Source organism: Streptococcus sp. 2018WUSS126 (genome assembly GCF_044427425.1).
In the GTDB taxonomy this organism is placed as follows: domain Bacteria; phylum Bacillota; class Bacilli; order Lactobacillales; family Streptococcaceae; genus Streptococcus; species Streptococcus hashimotonensis.
Genome location: NZ_JAOTGB010000030.1, coordinates 1 through 17278, shown reverse-complemented (window position 1 = coordinate 17278; position 17278 = coordinate 1). Strand labels below are relative to the sequence as shown.

Below are 17278 nucleotides of genomic sequence, written 5' to 3'. Positions count from 1 at the left end.
AAGAAGTATAAGACCTTTGAGGAGCTAGTTTCAGATATTGATGCCTACATCTATTTTTATAATCATCAACGATTTCAAGAACGCAACAACGGCCTTGCCCCTCTTGAAATGAGGAACAAGGCCGTCGTCTAATCTTTTATTATTTCATTGTCCACTTGACAGGGAGCAGTTCATAACCAGCAATAGATTTTTGTTGAATATAACTTCCGTCTTTCAATGGCTTCGTATCAATCTCAATACTTTCTTCAATCACATTGAATTCCCCAACCTTTTCTTGATTATTTGACAATAGAATATCAGTAAAACTGACATTTCTTCGATTACAAAGAAATTGGATAAACTCCTTTGCGATACGATATAGCTCTCGCACTAAAGAATAATCTTGAGTTTCTTCAAAATGGAAAACCATTGACGATGATAACGCTAGAGGTGGCTTTTCGATAGATAAACTAGTTGTTCTAGTAACGCCGAAATAAACTTGAACTTCTTTTCCAAGAACGCTAAACTTCTGTTCATCTGTCGTTGTTGAGTCAAAATCATAGGTACTAATATTTATTTTTCCATCGTGTTCTTCAGGTTTATACGAAATTTCAAAGGCACGATTAATTGGATGAATATAGTTTAGCTCTAGCCCGCTGAATGATATTCGACTAATCATAGGTCTGTCAGAATAACTAAAAAAATAGGCCAAAATCGGCACAGCAATGATACCATTGTTTTCATAAAGTTGCGTGTGTTTATTTGTTAGGAATGTAATAACTTGATTTGTTTCATTTGCCCGTCCATAAAGAAAGTCTTCCTCTACGAATTTAGGATTCCCTGGCCAAGCAAAGATTCCTGTTCCTATTTTTGTATGGAACCAAGCATACCTAATCTCATCCTTTTCCTCTTCTTTGGGAATCAAGGATAATCTTTCTTCATTGAACGTAAAGAAAAATTCATACCCCATCATCTGTAAAGTTCCTGTCAGCATACAATACTAAACCTCCAAATGATTTAAAATAATTGCTACTATGTCCACAGATTCCTCAAAACTCGTTTCACTGGCATATCTGAATGATTTTTGATAACGAGACCAAAGCTGTTTCTGATAGTCAGAGACACGGATTGCTTCTAATTGTTCTCCCCAATTTGTCAAAACATCTAAACTTCCTCTTTTTTTAGCAGTATTGTGCAAAGCTGCATTCAATATGGGTACATCAATCTCATCTTTTCGAAGGTGGTACAATGTATAGAGATCATAGCGGTCACGAGGTCTAGTTGAAGCAGCTCCTCGACTTATAATAGTTTCTAATTTTTCAGCAAGAACTGTTTCTAAATTATAAGTCCAAACTTCTAGCTTATCCTCTGAGAAAACGGATTGTAATTGGTATGTAATTTCTCGTGGCGTAATATGGTCACCTGTCGTTATATCAATAAAAACAACTTCACGTAAGGTGTCAAATGTCGCATTTAGTTTAAGGGAAAAACCACCATATTCGTCATCTTGTCGAATTGGCTCTAACTTATCAATTTCAAATTGGAAACCCTCAGAAGGTTGATTGACTATTTCTTTGAAGATTGATTGAATAGTTCCTTCGTTAAGAGGTTGACCTTTCAGGGTAACATCTAAATCCATTGTTGTCCGTTTATCTAAGCCAATCATCTGTCTGATAAGAAATCCACCTTTCACAATGAAAGAATCTTTATACCTGCTCTCTGAGATGAGTTTTAAGACTTGTTCAATCAGAAAATTTTGCTGAACTTGTTGAGCAGGTATTCCTTTTTCTCTTGCAATATTCTTGACTTTGGCTTTGAAACTATTAGCATTTGAAAATTTCACGACAAGACCTCCACATATGATTGTAGTTTTTCGGTTACTTTAAATAGTTGTGCATAGTGATACAATTTGGCATAGTCCACAGCTCCTTTTTTGAAGTAAGCTTGAAAAGCTGGAGCAATAACTTGAATATCGACATGGTAAGCTGTCCGCAAACACTCCACTAATGTTCGTTCTATATCATATACTGATATAAACTGTCCAGCCTGTCGCTCCAGTCTAATAATACCGATTTCATGATACTTTCTAGCAACAATCGGCTTGACACCAGCTTCTTTCATTTGCCTCGTATTTGTCCCAAAAGGAAAAGTCATCACAGGCTCAAATGGAATGGTAAGTGAAAGACCGTGTAACCAAAGTGCTGTTTCTAAGGAATAAATTCCTTTTGGAAAACGGTACTGTAAACTAAAATGGTCATCGATATAGGTATCTGGCAGATGATAGATACCTCTTTCAATTGATTCCACATCCCCTTTTGAGACTAATTGATTAAGTTGTTGATAAGAAAAGTTAAGCTCTTCCATATCACGAAAAGTTATTACTCCGTGATTATTTTTAATATAATTATAAACGGGTTTCTCTAACAAATCCATAGCAGTACCTCCAAAACAATATGCTAACACTTTACAATAATGTTAGCATATTGTTTTAAAATAATCAACAACAAACCAAAAGGATATGCTAACAATTATGCATTTTGTTAGCATATCCTTTTTTATTTCGTCGTATAAGCAAAACTCAAACTACTATCCACTCCTGATATTCTACGGAAGGTGTAGTTAGGATTGCCATTGTAGTTGGTTTCGGAGATAAGGAATGAGCCATCTGGGTAGACTTTTTCGACGAAAGCCACGTGTCCGTATTCTGCTGGTGTGCCATGTCCTCCTCCCGCAAAGGAAAGAATAGCTCCTGCTTGTGGACTTGTCCCTGTCTCCCCACCGAGACGTGCGGCTGTACGCACCCAGTCTTGGCCATTGCCCATGGTACTGATAATTGGAATCTTCTCACCATTTTTACCTTTAAGTTTTAGACCCAGTTGGTTGATACGGGCTGCGACTCCCCAAGTACATTGGCCGTAGGCATATCCCATACCGTCACCACCTCCTGGAATAGAGTTCTCAAAAAGGTCTCCTCGTACAGCTTCAAGTGCTTTTGGATCACTTTGTGCTGTCCCACCGTTGGGTTGACTAAAGCCTTTTTCAATTTGGTAATACCACTCACTTGCCCGTGTCTGTCGTTCAAGTAGCTTATCACCACTATTTCCTTCCCAGTAGATGAGAAAGAGTTGGGCAAGACTAGCTGGACTTCCTGAATTTTTGAAGAAGTCCTGTAACCAGTTGGTGTAATAAGGGCTATCCCCATGCAACATGAAATCCAGTTGTAACCCTAAGTCATACCACTTTTGATGTTTTCCTTTGGCATATTCGAGCAACAAGGTATGTCTGCGTGAACCATCTGCAGTATCTGTCCATTGTCCTAAGCCTAAACCACGTTTGAGAATATTTGGGTAACGTCCATTGTATATAGTTGGACCATTGAGTGAGAGCCAGCCCTCATCATCCCACGAGCTGTCTGTCGCACCAATAGGAGGAGATAGATAGTCGCCTTCCGCACGCTTGGGATTAATAGAGGATTCTACCGACCAATTTCCTAAAATGGCTGCAATAGCTTGATTGGTCGCACCTTTGCTTTTGAGATAGTCATAAATAGCCTTTGCTCTCTCGAACTCATCACCGCCAAACTGACCGATAGTTGGAAGAATGGTGGTCTGAACCTGGATCACATTCGGAAAGTAGAAAGCTGGATTGACATAGACCAACTTATCCGTGTCATCATCAACCTTTTGATAGGTGACTTTTAGACCCGTTCCGTCTTTGGTTTGACCCATAATGTCTCCTGCCAAGACTTGTTGATTTTCACTCACTCGGCCTTAATGAATGCCAAACAAGGTTAGTTTAGTCTTATTGACTCCCTTACCAGATGTCAAAACAACGTTCTCTCCATCAAGAGATACCTTGCCATCCATCGGAGCCACAATGACTTGACCTTCTTTTGCTTCTAAGATGATATGGTGATGAAGCGTTGGTTTCTCATCAATGACCTCATAACCATATCGGTAGGTCATGTTTAAGCTATCCTCATCGGTCTGTCCCTGAAAGGGATTGTCCAATTCTTGAAGAGCTAAATAGTTGCCTTCTTCGGTCAATTCCTTTAGCTCTTCCTGGTCCTCCTCAGACAGCTTGTAAGCAGGTTCTTTATACAAGTCAGACATGGATTTAATAGAATCACCACCATTTAATAAGTCCGTCCAGACTTGACTGAGAAATGCTTTGTAGGTCGCACCACTTTTTTCCATGAAATCGTCAAGCTTATAGTCTTGGTATTGATGATTCATGTAAACCATAACCTCATCAATCTTGGTGTAGTAGGTAATCCCATTTTCGTTGTTTCTCGTATGCTCCGCATCTTCCCACGTCATGTGGGTATAGGCCTTGGTCAACTCCATCTCATCTTGTTGAATGACACTGCTTCCTGAGACACTCATGAAAAAGCTCAACATCAAAAGGAGTAACAAGAGAATGCCTGAGACAATCCAAGTCAAAGGATTTCCCGCGATTGCAGAAAAGAAGGTCAGACTTCCCTTAATGGCTTGGACAACCCCTTTTGAAGTTCTGGAATCGTTCCTTTCCATGAGCCACTCTCGTCTTTGTAAAACGCACACCAGTCTGACCACTTTTCACCGCCACTTTACCTGCTTGATAGGTAAACCTGCCATAGCGTCTAGCTTTCAAACTAGTATCCTTTAAGGTTCTTAGACCATCTAAATCATCATCCTGTGCCACCAAGTCAAGCGATTCAGAGGCAGCTAAGCCTAATACAGCTTTGAACTTGGTGGAGTTTTTCTTAGACTTTTGGACTTTCTTGAGTTGTTTGACTTCACGTTTGGCAGAACTCACTTCTTTTTCTGCACTGAGTTGATCAAATGATTTTTCTTGGTGAAATTGAAAGCGAGACTTCAGGGAAGGATTTTCTTTTTGGAAAGTAAACTTGGAATCAACTGCCTGTTGTTTCTCACTTAGTTTCACTTCTGACAAATGTTTTCTTGCCGTCCGCAAACGTTCTTGGGCATGTGGAAGTCGATAGTTCTTGATTTCCTTAACCTTCAACAATCTAGGAGACACATAGGTAATTTCCTTTAGGAACTTCTCTTCTGCTTCCTTTTGGATTCCTAGCAAATTTTGTTTTAACTCTGTTTTCTTTTCCTGAAAAAGAGAATTTTGAGCTGGTTTTCGAAATCGTCCTTTATTAGGAACAGTCTGTTTTAAGGCTCTAACTTCTTTCCGATAATGCATACGAGCTGATTTTAAGTTGCTTCGAAAGTTTTGCCTGGCTTGTTTGACTACCTTTTTATCCTCTTTCATCTCATGTCCTCATTTTTTCAGGGTCTGTACTCATGATGTCAAAGAGCTTGGTGTGTTGTGGAATCTTATTTTTAAATGGGACAACGGTGGAACCAGCCTTGATAAGTCCAGCCCCCTTTTCAGGATTGACCAAGTATTTCTCCAGTTCCTTGGAAAGTCCAAGCATATGCACCAATTCTTCGCGATCGCTCTTAGCCTGTTTTAATAGAATCATAAACTCGCTATTAGCAATAATACGTCTACCATTGGCATCCAGAAGGAGCGTCTCCACATTTTGAGTAATGCCAGTTGGTATCGCCCCATACTTACGGACACGACTCCAGAGTTTAAAGAAGAAATCAGAGGCATATTTGTCCAATAAAAGAAGCTGCATTTCATCAAAGTAAATCCAGGTTTTCTTCCCTAGTTTTTGATTTTTTACCACCCGATTCCAAATTTGGTCAAAGATAACCATGAGGGCAATTTGTTTTAATTCATCACCTAGTTTTTTGACATTGTAATTCAGGAAATGACTGTCTGTTTTGATATTGGTCCGATGTGAGAAAATATCCAGCGACCCTTCCACATAGAGTTCCATATCCAGTGCCAAGTCCTTAGCTCCCTGTTCAGGTTGTTGAGATAAGACAAAAACCCATTCGACCAATGATGGTGTGTCAAAATGCTTATAGGTGAGTCGTGTCACACGGTCAATCAAGGACTTCTCACGACCATCCATTTTGCGGTCCAAGAGCTTTCCTATCCAAGACAAGAGAAATTCTGACTTGACCTTGACTGGATCCTCATCCATATTCTCATCGGATAGATCGAGGACGTTTAAGAAGGTAGTAGAATCTGGGGCAATATCAATACTCTCTCCACCAAAGGCTTGACCGATAATACTGTACTCATTTTCTGGGTCAACAATAATAATTTCAGTATCGCAATCTGCTTCCTTGAGCTTAGTAGAGATGATTTCATGTTTTGTCGCCATCCCTTTTCCAGATCCAGAAGTCCCTAAAATCAAACCTGACGGAGTATTTAACTTGCCACGGTCAATACTGATGATATTACTTGAAATCTGATTAATGCCATAAAATTTCCCACCCTTGTCCTGAATATCAACGGAAGTCCAAGGTGCATTCACGGCAATGTTTGAAGTCAATAGAGACCGAGAAACACCTTCAAGATAGTTCTTCCCAAATGGCAAGAGACTATTAAAAGCAGCTTCTTGCATATAGGTCAAATTGTCAATAATCATATCATTAGACCCCGCCACTTGCTTGATAATATCAAGAGATTGTTTGAGTTGGTCTTCAGTATCCGCCAGAATGCCAATCAGAAATACGGTGTCAAACAGTTTATCTCCTGTTTGGGTCATGGTTTGAAGAAGTGCTTCAGCTTCATCGATGTTGTTTTCAAGAACATGGCCAACCTTCTCCAAATAGATTCCTGTCCGAGCCATCTTTTGTTGTTCCCCAATTTTTTGCGATTCCATCAAGGTCTTCTTGGTTCGCAGCTTGGTCATGGTTTCAGACTTAGTTGAGCCTTTGGCATGTAGGCTAATCATCACTTCCAAATCTGACTGCATGAGGTCTCTAATAAATTTATCCCCTAGCTCCATACCATAGTCACGAACATAAACAATCTGTAATAATCGATTGTCCAATTCAATATGATTCTTATGTTTAAAGGAAAGGTAGGTTGGGGCAATAAAGTGTTTGGTGGATTGACCTGACAGGGTTAAATCCTTGTAAGAGAACGGTAAATGATTTTCACCTCGTAACATATCCGCAAGGATATTCACTCGCTCCTCTCCACCAAGCAGACCAAGAGATACATCAATCTCTGAAAAGCCACTTTTGAAATATTCCCCAATCTGTGACAAAGAACGAAAAGCTAGTTTTGGTGTTTGGTCGCTCTTGCCAAATGAAAGAAACTTGACAGCTGAAAAGTTGTTCTCACCCGCCTCTAAGTTGGCATCCATCATGTGATTTAATTCATCACGATAAGCATCAAACCCATCTTCCTGTAAGGGATAGAGAATACTCTTACGGAATTTTTCCAAATTGACCTTTTGATTGAAAATGGTCAGTTGGAAATTGGTCTTATCATCCAGTGAATTGATTAAATCGGAGTATTTTTCAACAATAGCTCCTTTATCATCTAAGCCAACTGTTTGATAATTAACATCTCCTAAGAGATAGGTTTGTGAGAAATAGCTTGGACTGACTTGCATAAGTCCATTCTGAAAAAGCCCTTGATAGGCTAACGTATTTACGGTAGAAGGTCTAATCTCCTGCTTCTGTGTTTTCGTCTTTTGCTTTTTGTCATTAGAAGAGGTCTTTGGTTTCATTGAGTGTTTTAATTTTTTCACGTTGGTCTCCTTTTCTTCCAGTAAATGTACGATCTGGTACTGTCAGTTCATAATGAAATCGGTACTTGAGATAGATTTCAAATGGTAAATCATTGGGTCGGTAGACCCCAAATAACATGAGTGGAATGGTAAAGCTAAAAACAAAACCATAGACAAACCAATCCCCAAATTGCCAGTAAAATAGGTTCAAGCCCAATACCAAAATGGTTAGGGCGACGGCTGGAAATACAAAAATAACCTGTCTAGTTGTGAATCCCAGCCATGCCCTGTGTTGAACCTTTGAGATGTCCTTAAAGACACGTGTGTTCATAATTAATTGCTCCTTCTTTGATAAAAGGACTAAGATGAAAATCTCAGTCCAGTTTGAATTGCTTCATGATTTTGACGCAGTAGACGTCTGAACTCTCTACGCTAGTTCCTAGCTATGACAGTTCTAGTCGTCCTTACGGAGGTAGGACGACGTAATCGACTACAAAGCAGTTCTTTGTTCCTCTTCGATTTCCAAGGAACAACCTTAAACAGTCCACTGGACTGTTTAAGCTATCCTACTCTCACATCCCCAAAATACTTCGGGCGGTTCGTTGACTGCCAACTAAGGCAATGATTAACAAGATGGCCTGTACCAAGCCACCAAACATAATGGCGAGTGATTCCATAACTCCAGCTCCATTTGATACGGCAATCTTTCCAGCCGATTCAAACAAGGGAACAAGAGATACGATTAGAAAAATCAAAATACCTTGAACGGCATAGACCATGATGTTCTTAAGGTAGCCAATCCCAACACTTCTCCAGTCATCACTGAGGAAGGTTGGAATAGTAACAGGGGCAAAAGGTATCATCAGATAGAGTTGGATAAAGCGAATGGTAATCAAGATATTGACAACCATGATACTGGCCATTCGTACCAACCAAATGAGAATCGCAAAAAAGCCAATAATCATTTTTCCTACAATTCCAGATCCCTTGATGCCTGTGATGGTATCGTAATTAGCACCACCATTCGTGACAAGCCCTGCCACTTGTTCAATAATATAAGAGGCAATGGCAATAATGGCTTCCACAATAACCGTCGTATTGGTAATCACGACCGCAACCATAATGTAGCTGACAATCATAGGTGCCATGGCTTCAAAAGTCATCGCACCACCTGAGTTGGCGATTTTCTTGGCCATTTTTGAAAATTCAAGTACAAGAACAACTGCTAGAATAGCTACTCCCAAGGGCTGCATAATCCCCTTGGTAATGGCTGTCATGTAAGACCAAACTGTCGGGTTAAAGTCTGCCAGTGATTTAACCAAGTTGGCGGTTGATTCTAAATCCACTTGAAACCCTTCAAAAAGGCTATCGCTAGATACTTTTTCAGAGGCTAGAAATACAAAAGGTGACATTACATTCTTTATCATGTCATATCCTGACCTCCTCTAAATGGTAATCTGTGTCACAAAAGCACCTGCGGCTCCCACCATGACCCCACCAACAATTTCTAGAATGGCATTTCGGACACCTGGCCCACCATCTTTAATGTTGGTTGAAATGTTGATAATGCCCATAACAACAAGAAAGGCTCCTACTGCAATTAAGCCTTTTTGTAATAGAGACATGGCTTGGAAGAACATGGAGCTGGCGTCCACTCCGTATACAAAGCCTGTTAGTTTTTGATTCATATTTTTCCTCATTTCTATTAATGTAGTGATGTTTCAGTGCTTAAATCCCTTATTTGATAGTCTGACAAGTCCAATTCTTCCTCTTTAGCCAAGGGATTGATGTGATAGTTCCACCAACGGTCATCGGTTTCCTTATCAGCGAGCAACTTCCAATGTTTGTGTTTGAGTGGGAAATATTTCTTGGTCCGAAAAACAGGAACTCCTGCAATGCGTACGAGACATTCATCTCGTTTCATATTTCCTACTTCATCTGCTGTCATCAAGTCACGGGCAATTTTCTGGTGAGAGGTAGAACTTGAGCCAGTCTGACCAAATGAACGACTGGTACTTCTGACATCGATAGTTTGTTTGCCTAGAAGTCCACTCATGAATTTGAAAGTTTCTTCGTCATTTCCACCCAGATAGAGGAGGCTGTCACAGTTCCCCAAAATGGTTTTCCAAGCTTCTTTTTCCTTATAAAGTCCTTGGAGTTGGGCAATATTTTGCAAGATTGGAACTAGACTCATATTCCTAGAGCGAACTGTTGAGGTTTGTTCGGCAAAGTCTGGGATTTCTCCGACATTCGCAAACTCATCCAGATAGCTTCTAACATGAATCGGCAGTTTCCCTTTAAAGTCAACATCAGCCTGTCTGGTCAAAGTGGAGAAAACCGTAGAGAAAAACAAAGCTGATAGGAAACGAAAGGTCGTATCATTGTCTGGAATAACAAGATAGACCATGGTCTTTTGAGTGCCCCACGTTTTCAAATCCATAGTGTCTCTTTGCGTCAAATCAATCACTGATTGGATATTAAAAAGGGCAAATTTAGCTGTTGTGACCGCAATCACCGAATCCAACGTCTTATCCTTATAGTTTTGGAAATCCGCCCAATTTCGCATGGTAAAGTTCTCGTGACCATATTTCTTAGCGTAGTCTTCAAACAAGACTTCAAGTACACTTTTGTCCTGATTTTCTCCCTTTGATAAGAGTTTGATGAGTTTCCCAATCTCTGAAAAGGCTGGATAACGGCCACGCTTACGTCTTGATTCCCGCTCTTGCTTGGAACTTCCTGGAGGATTGTAAAAATCCACCAAATAAGAGGCAATAGCTCTCACCAATGTCATGGAAGCCTCATCCCAAAATGGATCACTGCGAGAACCATTTCCCTTGGTATTATTAAAATAGACCGTTAACATGCGGTTCAAATCATTCTCTGTTTCTACATAACGAAAGGGATTAAAACCATCTGAATTGGTCATATTAACCAGATCTAAAACCTTGACCTGATAACCGTTTTCCAAAAAGAGTTTACCTGTCTTCTCAGCCAAATGGTCTTTAGGATCTACGACAATATTGGAACAGTTAAGTTGGATAAGGTTGGGTTTAACAAAACGAAAGGTCTTACCTGCACCAGAACCCCCAATGACAATCAAGTTTTTATTTCGGTCAAACTGGGGCTTCTTCTTTTCCAATAAGGTTAGACGGACATCACGAGCCAAAATCGTGTCATTGAAAGGATTCTTACTGTAAAAGAATCGCTTTTCCTTACTGGTTCCAAATCGTGCAGAACCGTATTCTTCCCCTTCTCGATAGACCTTCTGTCCTGTCGATACATAAAGATAGACTAACATCATCGTTAGAACCCCAAGGATAAAGGCAAGAAGAGATTTTTGAGTAAAGGTAAATTGCCATAGAGGATTGAAGACTTGATGTAGCCCTTCCCCTAAGATATAGGCTAAACGTTCCATAGGTGGGGCATTGGTTAAACTATCATAGAGTAGGGTTAGACGATGGCAGAAATAGCCAAAGGCGAGACCCAAGAGTCCAAAGACAAATGCTTTTTGCCTGGAATACATTACAAGGTCACCTCCTTGGTTCTGACTGCCGAAGGTTCTGTCACTTTTATTTTCTCTTTGGCCAATTCAATCTCTTGGTCCAAGGTTTTGTCAAAAGTTAGCCCTTGTAACTTTTCTGGATTAGACATCAGTTTCTTTAATAATTCATCTAAGTGATGGTCCAGCAAGGTCTTATCTTTAGCATAAAAGTAGAGATAGTCTTTTTGCCAACTAATAGCAATCGGCAGTTTTTCCGACTCCATCAACTCCTTAAATTTCTCAACATCAATTGGCTTATCTAGGATGTCTTTACTAACATCAATCGCTTCAATTGCGTAAGGGCTTTGAAGGAGTTCTTCCAGTTTTTGAACCCCAATCTTATAAGCTGAATCTTGAGCTAAAGCTTGTCTAGCCGACCATTCTAAGAGCTTTAAGAGGGTTCTAACAGTCAATAAACTACTTCTTTCCACGTATTGCATCGCTTGACGTTCTTGTTGTTCAGATGACATGGTGACCTCCTCTTCTTTCGATTCCCTATCAAACATAAGGTGCTTCCATAATACGGAAGCACTCTTGATTTTGGTATCACAGAATAGACACTACATAAACAAGAATATTCCAAGCAAGATGTAAGGCGATTACCGTCTGACAATCTGTTTTCAATCGAACAACAGCCAAGGTCAAGCCCAGACAGCTATACATGAGCCAACTCCCTAACTGATTTGGTCCATGGGCTAGAGCAAATAGAAAACTGGTCACTCCTATTTGTACAAAAGGGAATGTCAATTTTCCCCACAGCAGTTGCCTATAAACTACCTCTTCAAGGACACTTGCATTGACCAGAAACAATAAAAAGATAAGATGAGGAACCCGCTTTCCTACTTCAACTAGTACCGATTGATTCCTAGTCTGAACTGGAAAAAGAAAACTAATTAAGACTGCAAAAGCAACCATACACGCAAAGCCAAGAAGCAACCATCTTAGGCGATTTTGTAAGGTTATATTTTTTGCTTGAACAGTTTTGTGATGAGTAATCTCTAGACAAGCTACTCCTAAAAGAAGCATTTGTAGCAGGATTAAGACCTTAATCGTCATATAGTCATGCAGGTATAAACTCACAAGAAGACCGTTAAGCTGTATGGCTAGATAAAACAACACTATCCTTATCATTGTCACCTCTTGAATAAATCTTCATAATCAATATCTAAGACTAGAACGATTCGCTCAACCCATCTTGTCTGTGGCATTAGACGATTGGATTTGTAATGCCGTAATTTTTGATAGAGGCGATTAAACTCACTTGGATAAACATATTGACCTTTGAATACTTTGCGAGCTAGTTCTGCCCAAGTGAGGTCTCTTTCTGAGAGTATGATCTCTAAATTGTCCCAAAATCGTTCATTCATCTATCCACCTACCTTGTCACTTGTTTCATCAGGCTGGCCTGAAACTGCTCTTCTTTTACCTGTCTGGGAAGAAAGGTTCGCACTTCATCTAACCCAATAGCTGGATAGACATGATTCTGGCAGACAATGAGAGGCAGACGAAGGTTTTGGTCTGGTTTTTGGAGAATAAGCTGAATCATTTCATTCAAACTTATCGAATATTGACGTTTAAAGCGAAGAAATCGTGGCGAGAGTAACTCAAAACAATCCGTAGTTTTGGCAAAGAGTGACAGTAAGATTTCACGGTTTACATCACACGCTTTTGTACAACGATAAGCCACACCATAGGTCGTCAAAATGGCTAGTAAGTCTTGATTTTTATTGGTATTATTTCCTAGATATACCTCAAGCATAGGCTCCTCCTTATAGGGTTAGGCTATTTTCAACTGTTGGTTCAGGAGTTGAGAAATAGCGACTCATGTCAATAGGCATCCGTCCTTCACCGAAGCACTTAACAGTTATCAATGTTGTCAGTATGCCATCTTTTCCTTCTGCAGTATAGTGTTGACCAAAGGCACGAAAAGCCAGATGATTGTCTTCAGTCAATAGGGTATCCACTCCATTTATAATGTCCCTCGTTTCCAAAAAATCCGAAATCCGATGAAGATTGGATTCGTAGAATAGGGGATCATTCATCTCTTTGTGGTAATCATCTTCAAAAGTTACCTCAAAGTCACAATCAAAATTGGGGAGTGATAGTATCTTTTGCAGTAACTGATTGGTTTCAACTTGGTGAATACGTTCCTCTAATTCAGTACAATCTAGGATACTTTTCTTATGTAGTAGGTTCATGTTTTTCTTCCTCTTCCATTCTTCTAAATTTTCTGGCAATGGCTTCAATAACTGTGACAGTCACGCTGTTGCCGGCCTGTTTGTATAGTTGGCTCTTACTGGAAACACTTTCTGCTCTTTCATAAGCCCAATCAGGAAATCCTTGAAGTCTGAAACACTCTCTTGGTGTCAGTCGTCTAATTCTTAGGCGATAGAGTTTTCCGTCTAAGACAATGCCTGTGACTTCATACCACTTATCCTGTTGATATTCCAGAGCAGCGACCACCACTCCCATATTGTCTGAAGTCGTTAGAGTATTGGATATTCCCTTTCCCACACGTCCCCTACGTTTGGTTGAGTCTGGATAAGCCAGATTGACAGAGTCTCCAAGAGTTGCCTTTGCGTAGCCTGTTTTTGTGGCTTCCTTGATTTTCAGAAATGGCAGTTCCTCCCTCAGCAAAATCTTTGGAACCTTATCTCCACCCTGCATGGTGGTCAAGGTCGGTGACAAGCCAGAAATGTCAAATACTCTTCCAGTCTGGTCAAAGCTAGTCGGCAGATTTCCAGCGACGACAACACCATGTCTGTCTTGACTGGTCAAAGTGAACATAGGGTCTTGGTTATCCTTAAAGCGTCTTCCATGTTGCCGTTTTTCAAGTCTATCTGGTGTTAAGACTGGAATGGCGATTTTTGCCCCCTCTCCTTTACCTCTCGTTAGTGTAGGAGCAAGTCCACTCGTCAGATAGACTTCACCATTCAAACCACGTTTAGAGGGATTGATATTCCCTAGCCTTTCAAGATGAGCTGGGCTGTTTTCTCTTCTGAGAGGAAATAAGAATCTGGAACGGTATCTTCTAGAATGTCCGATAATAAAGACCCGTTCTCTGTTTTGCGGGACTTGGAAGTCCTTACTGTTAAGCACCTGCCATTCGACATCATACCCCAATTCATCCAGCGTGGAGAGGATTGTGGAGAACGTCCGTCCCTTGTCGTGATTGAGTAGGCCTTTGACGTTTTCCAAAAATAGAAAACGTGGTTGGATTTGTTTGGCCGCTCGAGCAATCTCAAAAAAGAGAGTCCCTCGAGTATCTTCAAATCCCAGTCGTCTTCCTGCGAGTGAAAAAGCTTGGCAAGGAAATCCCCCGCAGATAACCTCCACTTGCCCTCTAAATTGTCTAAAGTCATGGTCTGTGACCTCTTTAATGTCATGGTATTCTATTTCTCCTTCTGTGTTAAACATGGCTTTGTAGGATGTTCTAGCGAATTTATCAATTTCACAAAAGCCCAAACAATCATGGCCCTGTGATTCCATTCCTAGCCTAAAACCACCTATCCCAGCAAATAAATCTAAAAACTTCATTTTTCCTCTCTTTCCAAATAAAAAGAGCCTTACACTTGTAAAACTCTTGCCTATATATGATCATCCATTTCTGGTGCACGGATGATTTCAACAATCAAAATGATGATTGAAATCAAATAGATTCCACCTAGTATCCACCAAATCATCTTAATCACCTCCCTTTACTTCTTGTCGTCTCAGTTGCTTGGTCCATTCTGACAGCACACCATTAAACACGTATTCAGCTATCACTTCCGCTGACCGAGCAAATCGCATATGTTCCAATGCGTACTGATAACGATCACCAAAATAGATCATGGCATAGTCACTAGCCGACTGAGATAGACCTGTCTGTCTTAACTGGTCATGAACCAAACCCCAAATATAGTCTCGATCGTACTTGGTCACGGCATCGACTTTTGAAGAATAGTTTTCTTCTTGTTTGTCATCTACTAGTTGGCTCTCCTCCTCGTCCTCAATAAGAAAATCACTCCCTTCAGTTTCACTATATTTAGTCTCACTTCCTTCAGTCTCACTAGGGGCTGAATTTAAGACCGGCCCCGTCTTTCTTTGAGACCCCCCTGGTGTTTTTTTAACACTAGCCCCGTTTGAATCGGAGACTGGGGTAGGTTCATGTTCTAATTCCCCCAAGTAAATTTTATTTGCCATTCGACCTTTTTCACTAGAAGACTGTTGGACTTCATCAATTAAGCCATATTCACGTAAGGTTTTCTTGATAGAGAGTAATTTTGACTTTGAACAGCCTAAAAGTGCCATCAGATTTGAATTGGAATAAATCAAATAAATTGCCCCATCCTCATCAATCCAGCCTTTACTCAAAGACAACTCCAACCGATCTTTTAAAACCGCGTAGGCTACCTTAACCTCCAGTTTCATATCCTTATACCGTTCACTCTCAAACAAAACTTTAGGGAGTTTATAATATCGCTCTGATGTCTGATACTGATTAGCGGTAATACGTTTCATGATTGTCCCTCCAAGACTAATATTCCAACATTTCCAAATTCATCAAATCGGATTAAACCTACTTGTTCCATTTCATCAATTAGCTAAGTTGCTTTCTCAATATCAACTCCCAAGATAGACGCGAGATGACACATCACCATTTGACGTGATGATTGTTCATACTTTTGCATAATTACCTCCAAAACGCAAAAAAAGGGGCAGACAATTTAATGTCTACCCCCGAAAATTTATTAAAACAAAAATCCTGCCAAAGAATTTTTGGCAGGATTTTTGGCAGGAAACCAAATCAATTTATCAGTTTCTTTCAATCGCTTATCGCTCTCAAAGACTGGTAAATAGGGATTCCGCAATCTAATTATGATGTGACTCTTATTTAAGAGTAACTGAAGCGCCTGCTTCTTCCAATTTAGCTTTGATTTCTTCAGCTTCTGCAGTTGCAACGCCTTCTTTAACCATAGCTGGTGCACCGTCAACAAGCTCTTTAGCTTCTTTAAGACCAAGACCAGTGATTTCACGTACAACTTTGATAACGCCAACTTTTTTGTCGCCAGCAGATGTCAATTCAACGTCGAATGAATCTTTAGCTTCTTCAGCAGCACCACCAGCTGCAGCAACAGCTACAGGAGCAGCTGCAGTTACACCAAATTCTTCTTCGATAGCTTTAACAAGGTCGTTAAGCTCAAGGATAGTAGCTTCTTTAATTTCAGCAATAATGTTTTCAATGTTCAATGCCATTGTGATTTTCCTCCAATTTAGGTTTTTAAATAGTTTGTAGCACTAAGCAGCTACGCTCTGACGCATTAAGCTGCGTCTTCTTTTTCTGCAACAGCTTTGACAGCGTATGCAACGTTGCGAACTGGCGCTTGAAGTACAGAAAGCAACATAGAAAGCATGCCTTCGCGGTTTGGCAATGTAGCAAGTGCTTCGATTTCTTCTTTAGAAGAAACTTTACCTTCTACAGCTCCACCTTTGATTTCAAGAGCATCAGCAGTTTTCGCGAAATCGTAAATTGTTTTAGCTGGAGCAACTGCATCGTTTGAGAATGCAACTGCAGATGGACCTACAAACAATTCTGCAAGACCTTCAAGACCAGCTTGCTCAGCAGCACGACGCAAGATTGAGTTTTTGATAACTTTGTACTCAACTTCTGCACCACGCAAGTTACGACGAAGAACTGTATCTTGTTCTACTGTCAAACCACGAGCGTCTACAACAACGATAGATGTTGCAGCTTTCATTTGCTCAGCAACGGCATTTACTAATTCCGCTTTTTTAGCGATAATAGCTTCACTCATTTTTTTACCTCCGTTTTTATTTTGGGCTAGGCACAAAAAAATCGCACCTAAACCTAGACACGAAAGTACAAATACGTTTATCTCAATAATCGTTTTGTGCCTCGGTAGGATGTTTATGAGTCCAGCTCCCCTACTGTCTTAGGTCAGTTTTTTCAAACCTCAATTATCATAACATAGTATTTTCAATAATGCAAGACTTTTATCCTATTTTTTAAAATTTTTTAAACATTTTTTCAAACAGTAAATTCCCAAAGTAAGTTCTAGTCTGTCTTAAAAACTGGAAACTAGAATGAGACAAAGAAATAAGGTAGAACTTACTATGGGACAAGTTGGTAATCGACAATGAAAAACAAACACTTAACTCTC

17 protein-coding genes, 2 pseudogenes and 1 other annotated feature are annotated in these 17278 nt (G+C 40.1%); of the genes and pseudogenes, 1 reads left to right on the top strand and 18 read right to left on the bottom strand.

Features of this window, described 5'->3' with window-relative positions; all coding sequences use genetic code 11:
• The coding region (locus ODU34_RS09725; RefSeq protein ID WP_169051015.1) for an IS3 family transposase at nt 1-132 on the top strand (132 nt) is incomplete at its 5' end.
• Between the two features lie 37 nt (nt 133-169).
• On the opposite strand, the pseudogene ODU34_RS09720 reads toward ODU34_RS09725, so the two are convergent.
• The 18 genes and pseudogenes from ODU34_RS09720 to rplJ form a co-directional block, all read right to left on the bottom strand.
• Nucleotides 170-973, bottom strand: a pseudogene (locus ODU34_RS09720) (hypothetical protein); the annotation flags it as partial.
• A gap of 6 nt (nt 974-979) precedes the next feature.
• The gene (locus ODU34_RS09715; protein ID WP_105179097.1) at nt 980-1822 is read right to left on the bottom strand and encodes a nucleotidyl transferase AbiEii/AbiGii toxin family protein; all 843 of its coding nucleotides are present in this window, start codon (nt 1820-1822) and stop codon (nt 980-982) included.
• Nucleotides 1819-2412 carry a type IV toxin-antitoxin system AbiEi family antitoxin domain-containing protein gene (locus ODU34_RS09710; RefSeq protein WP_105179098.1) on the bottom strand — a complete coding sequence of 198 codons (594 nt, stop codon included), beginning with the start codon at nt 2410-2412 and terminating at the stop codon, nt 1819-1821. Before ODU34_RS09710 ends, ODU34_RS09715 begins: the two co-directional genes overlap by 4 nt.
• Before the next feature lie 122 nt (nt 2413-2534).
• Nucleotides 2535-5241: pseudogene (locus ODU34_RS09705) on the bottom strand (phage tail tip lysozyme).
• Between the two features lies 1 nt (nt 5242).
• Nucleotides 5243-7594: a VirB4-like conjugal transfer ATPase, CD1110 family gene (locus ODU34_RS09700; RefSeq protein WP_192874235.1), complete on the bottom strand. Its 2352-nt coding sequence runs from the start codon at nt 7592-7594 to the stop codon at nt 5243-5245.
• Complete coding sequence (locus ODU34_RS09695; RefSeq protein ID WP_001097577.1) at nt 7551-7904, bottom strand: PrgI family mobile element protein; 354 nt, start codon at nt 7902-7904, stop codon at nt 7551-7553. Before ODU34_RS09695 ends, ODU34_RS09700 begins: the two co-directional genes overlap by 44 nt.
• A 241-nt stretch (nt 7905-8145) precedes the next feature.
• Entirely contained in the window at nt 8146-9000 is an 855-nt protein-coding gene (locus ODU34_RS09690) for a conjugal transfer protein TrbL (protein ID WP_105179100.1), read from the bottom strand.
• Nucleotides 9001-9018: 18 nt separating this feature from the next.
• Nucleotides 9019-9261, bottom strand: coding sequence for a hypothetical protein (locus ODU34_RS09685; protein ID WP_398578480.1), 243 nt, complete (start codon nt 9259-9261; stop codon nt 9019-9021).
• A 17-nt stretch (nt 9262-9278) separates the two neighbouring features.
• On the bottom strand, nt 9279-11096 hold the full coding sequence (locus ODU34_RS09680; RefSeq protein ID WP_136647415.1) for a VirD4-like conjugal transfer protein, CD1115 family: 1818 nt from the start codon (nt 11094-11096) through the stop codon (nt 9279-9281).
• Nucleotides 11096-11584, bottom strand: coding sequence for a hypothetical protein (locus ODU34_RS09675; protein WP_136647414.1), 489 nt, complete (start codon nt 11582-11584; stop codon nt 11096-11098). The genes ODU34_RS09680 and ODU34_RS09675 overlap by 1 nt, the downstream gene beginning before the upstream one ends.
• Before the next feature lie 76 nt (nt 11585-11660).
• A complete protein-coding gene (locus ODU34_RS09670) occupies nt 11661-12245 on the bottom strand; it encodes a CPBP family intramembrane glutamic endopeptidase (RefSeq protein ID WP_136647413.1) in 585 nt (194 codons plus the stop codon).
• Nucleotides 12246-12247: 2 nt separating this feature from the next.
• Entirely contained in the window at nt 12248-12481 is a 234-nt protein-coding gene (locus ODU34_RS09665; protein WP_136647412.1) for a transcriptional regulator, read from the bottom strand.
• Nucleotides 12482-12489: 8 nt separating this feature from the next.
• Nucleotides 12490-12873, bottom strand: coding sequence for a hypothetical protein (locus ODU34_RS09660; protein WP_136647411.1), 384 nt, complete (start codon nt 12871-12873; stop codon nt 12490-12492).
• Between the two features lie 10 nt (nt 12874-12883).
• Entirely contained in the window at nt 12884-13312 is a 429-nt protein-coding gene (locus tag ODU34_RS09655) for a hypothetical protein (RefSeq protein ID WP_136647410.1), read from the bottom strand.
• Nucleotides 13296-14651, bottom strand: coding sequence for a DNA (cytosine-5-)-methyltransferase (gene dcm, locus ODU34_RS09650; RefSeq protein WP_136647409.1), 1356 nt, complete (start codon nt 14649-14651; stop codon nt 13296-13298). The genes ODU34_RS09655 and dcm overlap by 17 nt, the downstream gene beginning before the upstream one ends.
• A 147-nt stretch (nt 14652-14798) precedes the next feature.
• Nucleotides 14799-15617 (bottom strand): replication initiator protein A, encoded by an 819-nt coding sequence (locus ODU34_RS09645; protein WP_398578479.1) that lies wholly within the window; start codon nt 15615-15617, stop codon nt 14799-14801.
• A 369-nt stretch (nt 15618-15986) separates the two neighbouring features.
• Nucleotides 15987-16352, bottom strand: a complete 366-nt coding sequence (rplL, locus tag ODU34_RS09640; protein ID WP_002936483.1) for a 50S ribosomal protein L7/L12 — start codon at nt 16350-16352, stop codon at nt 15987-15989.
• A 65-nt stretch (nt 16353-16417) separates the two neighbouring features.
• Nucleotides 16418-16912, bottom strand: a complete 495-nt coding sequence (gene rplJ / locus ODU34_RS09635; RefSeq protein WP_002936486.1) for a 50S ribosomal protein L10 — start codon at nt 16910-16912, stop codon at nt 16418-16420.
• 26 nt (nt 16913-16938) lie between these two features.
• Nucleotides 16939-17073 (bottom strand) — a sequence feature (ribosomal protein L10 leader region).
• Between the last annotated feature and the right edge of the window lie 205 nt (nt 17074-17278).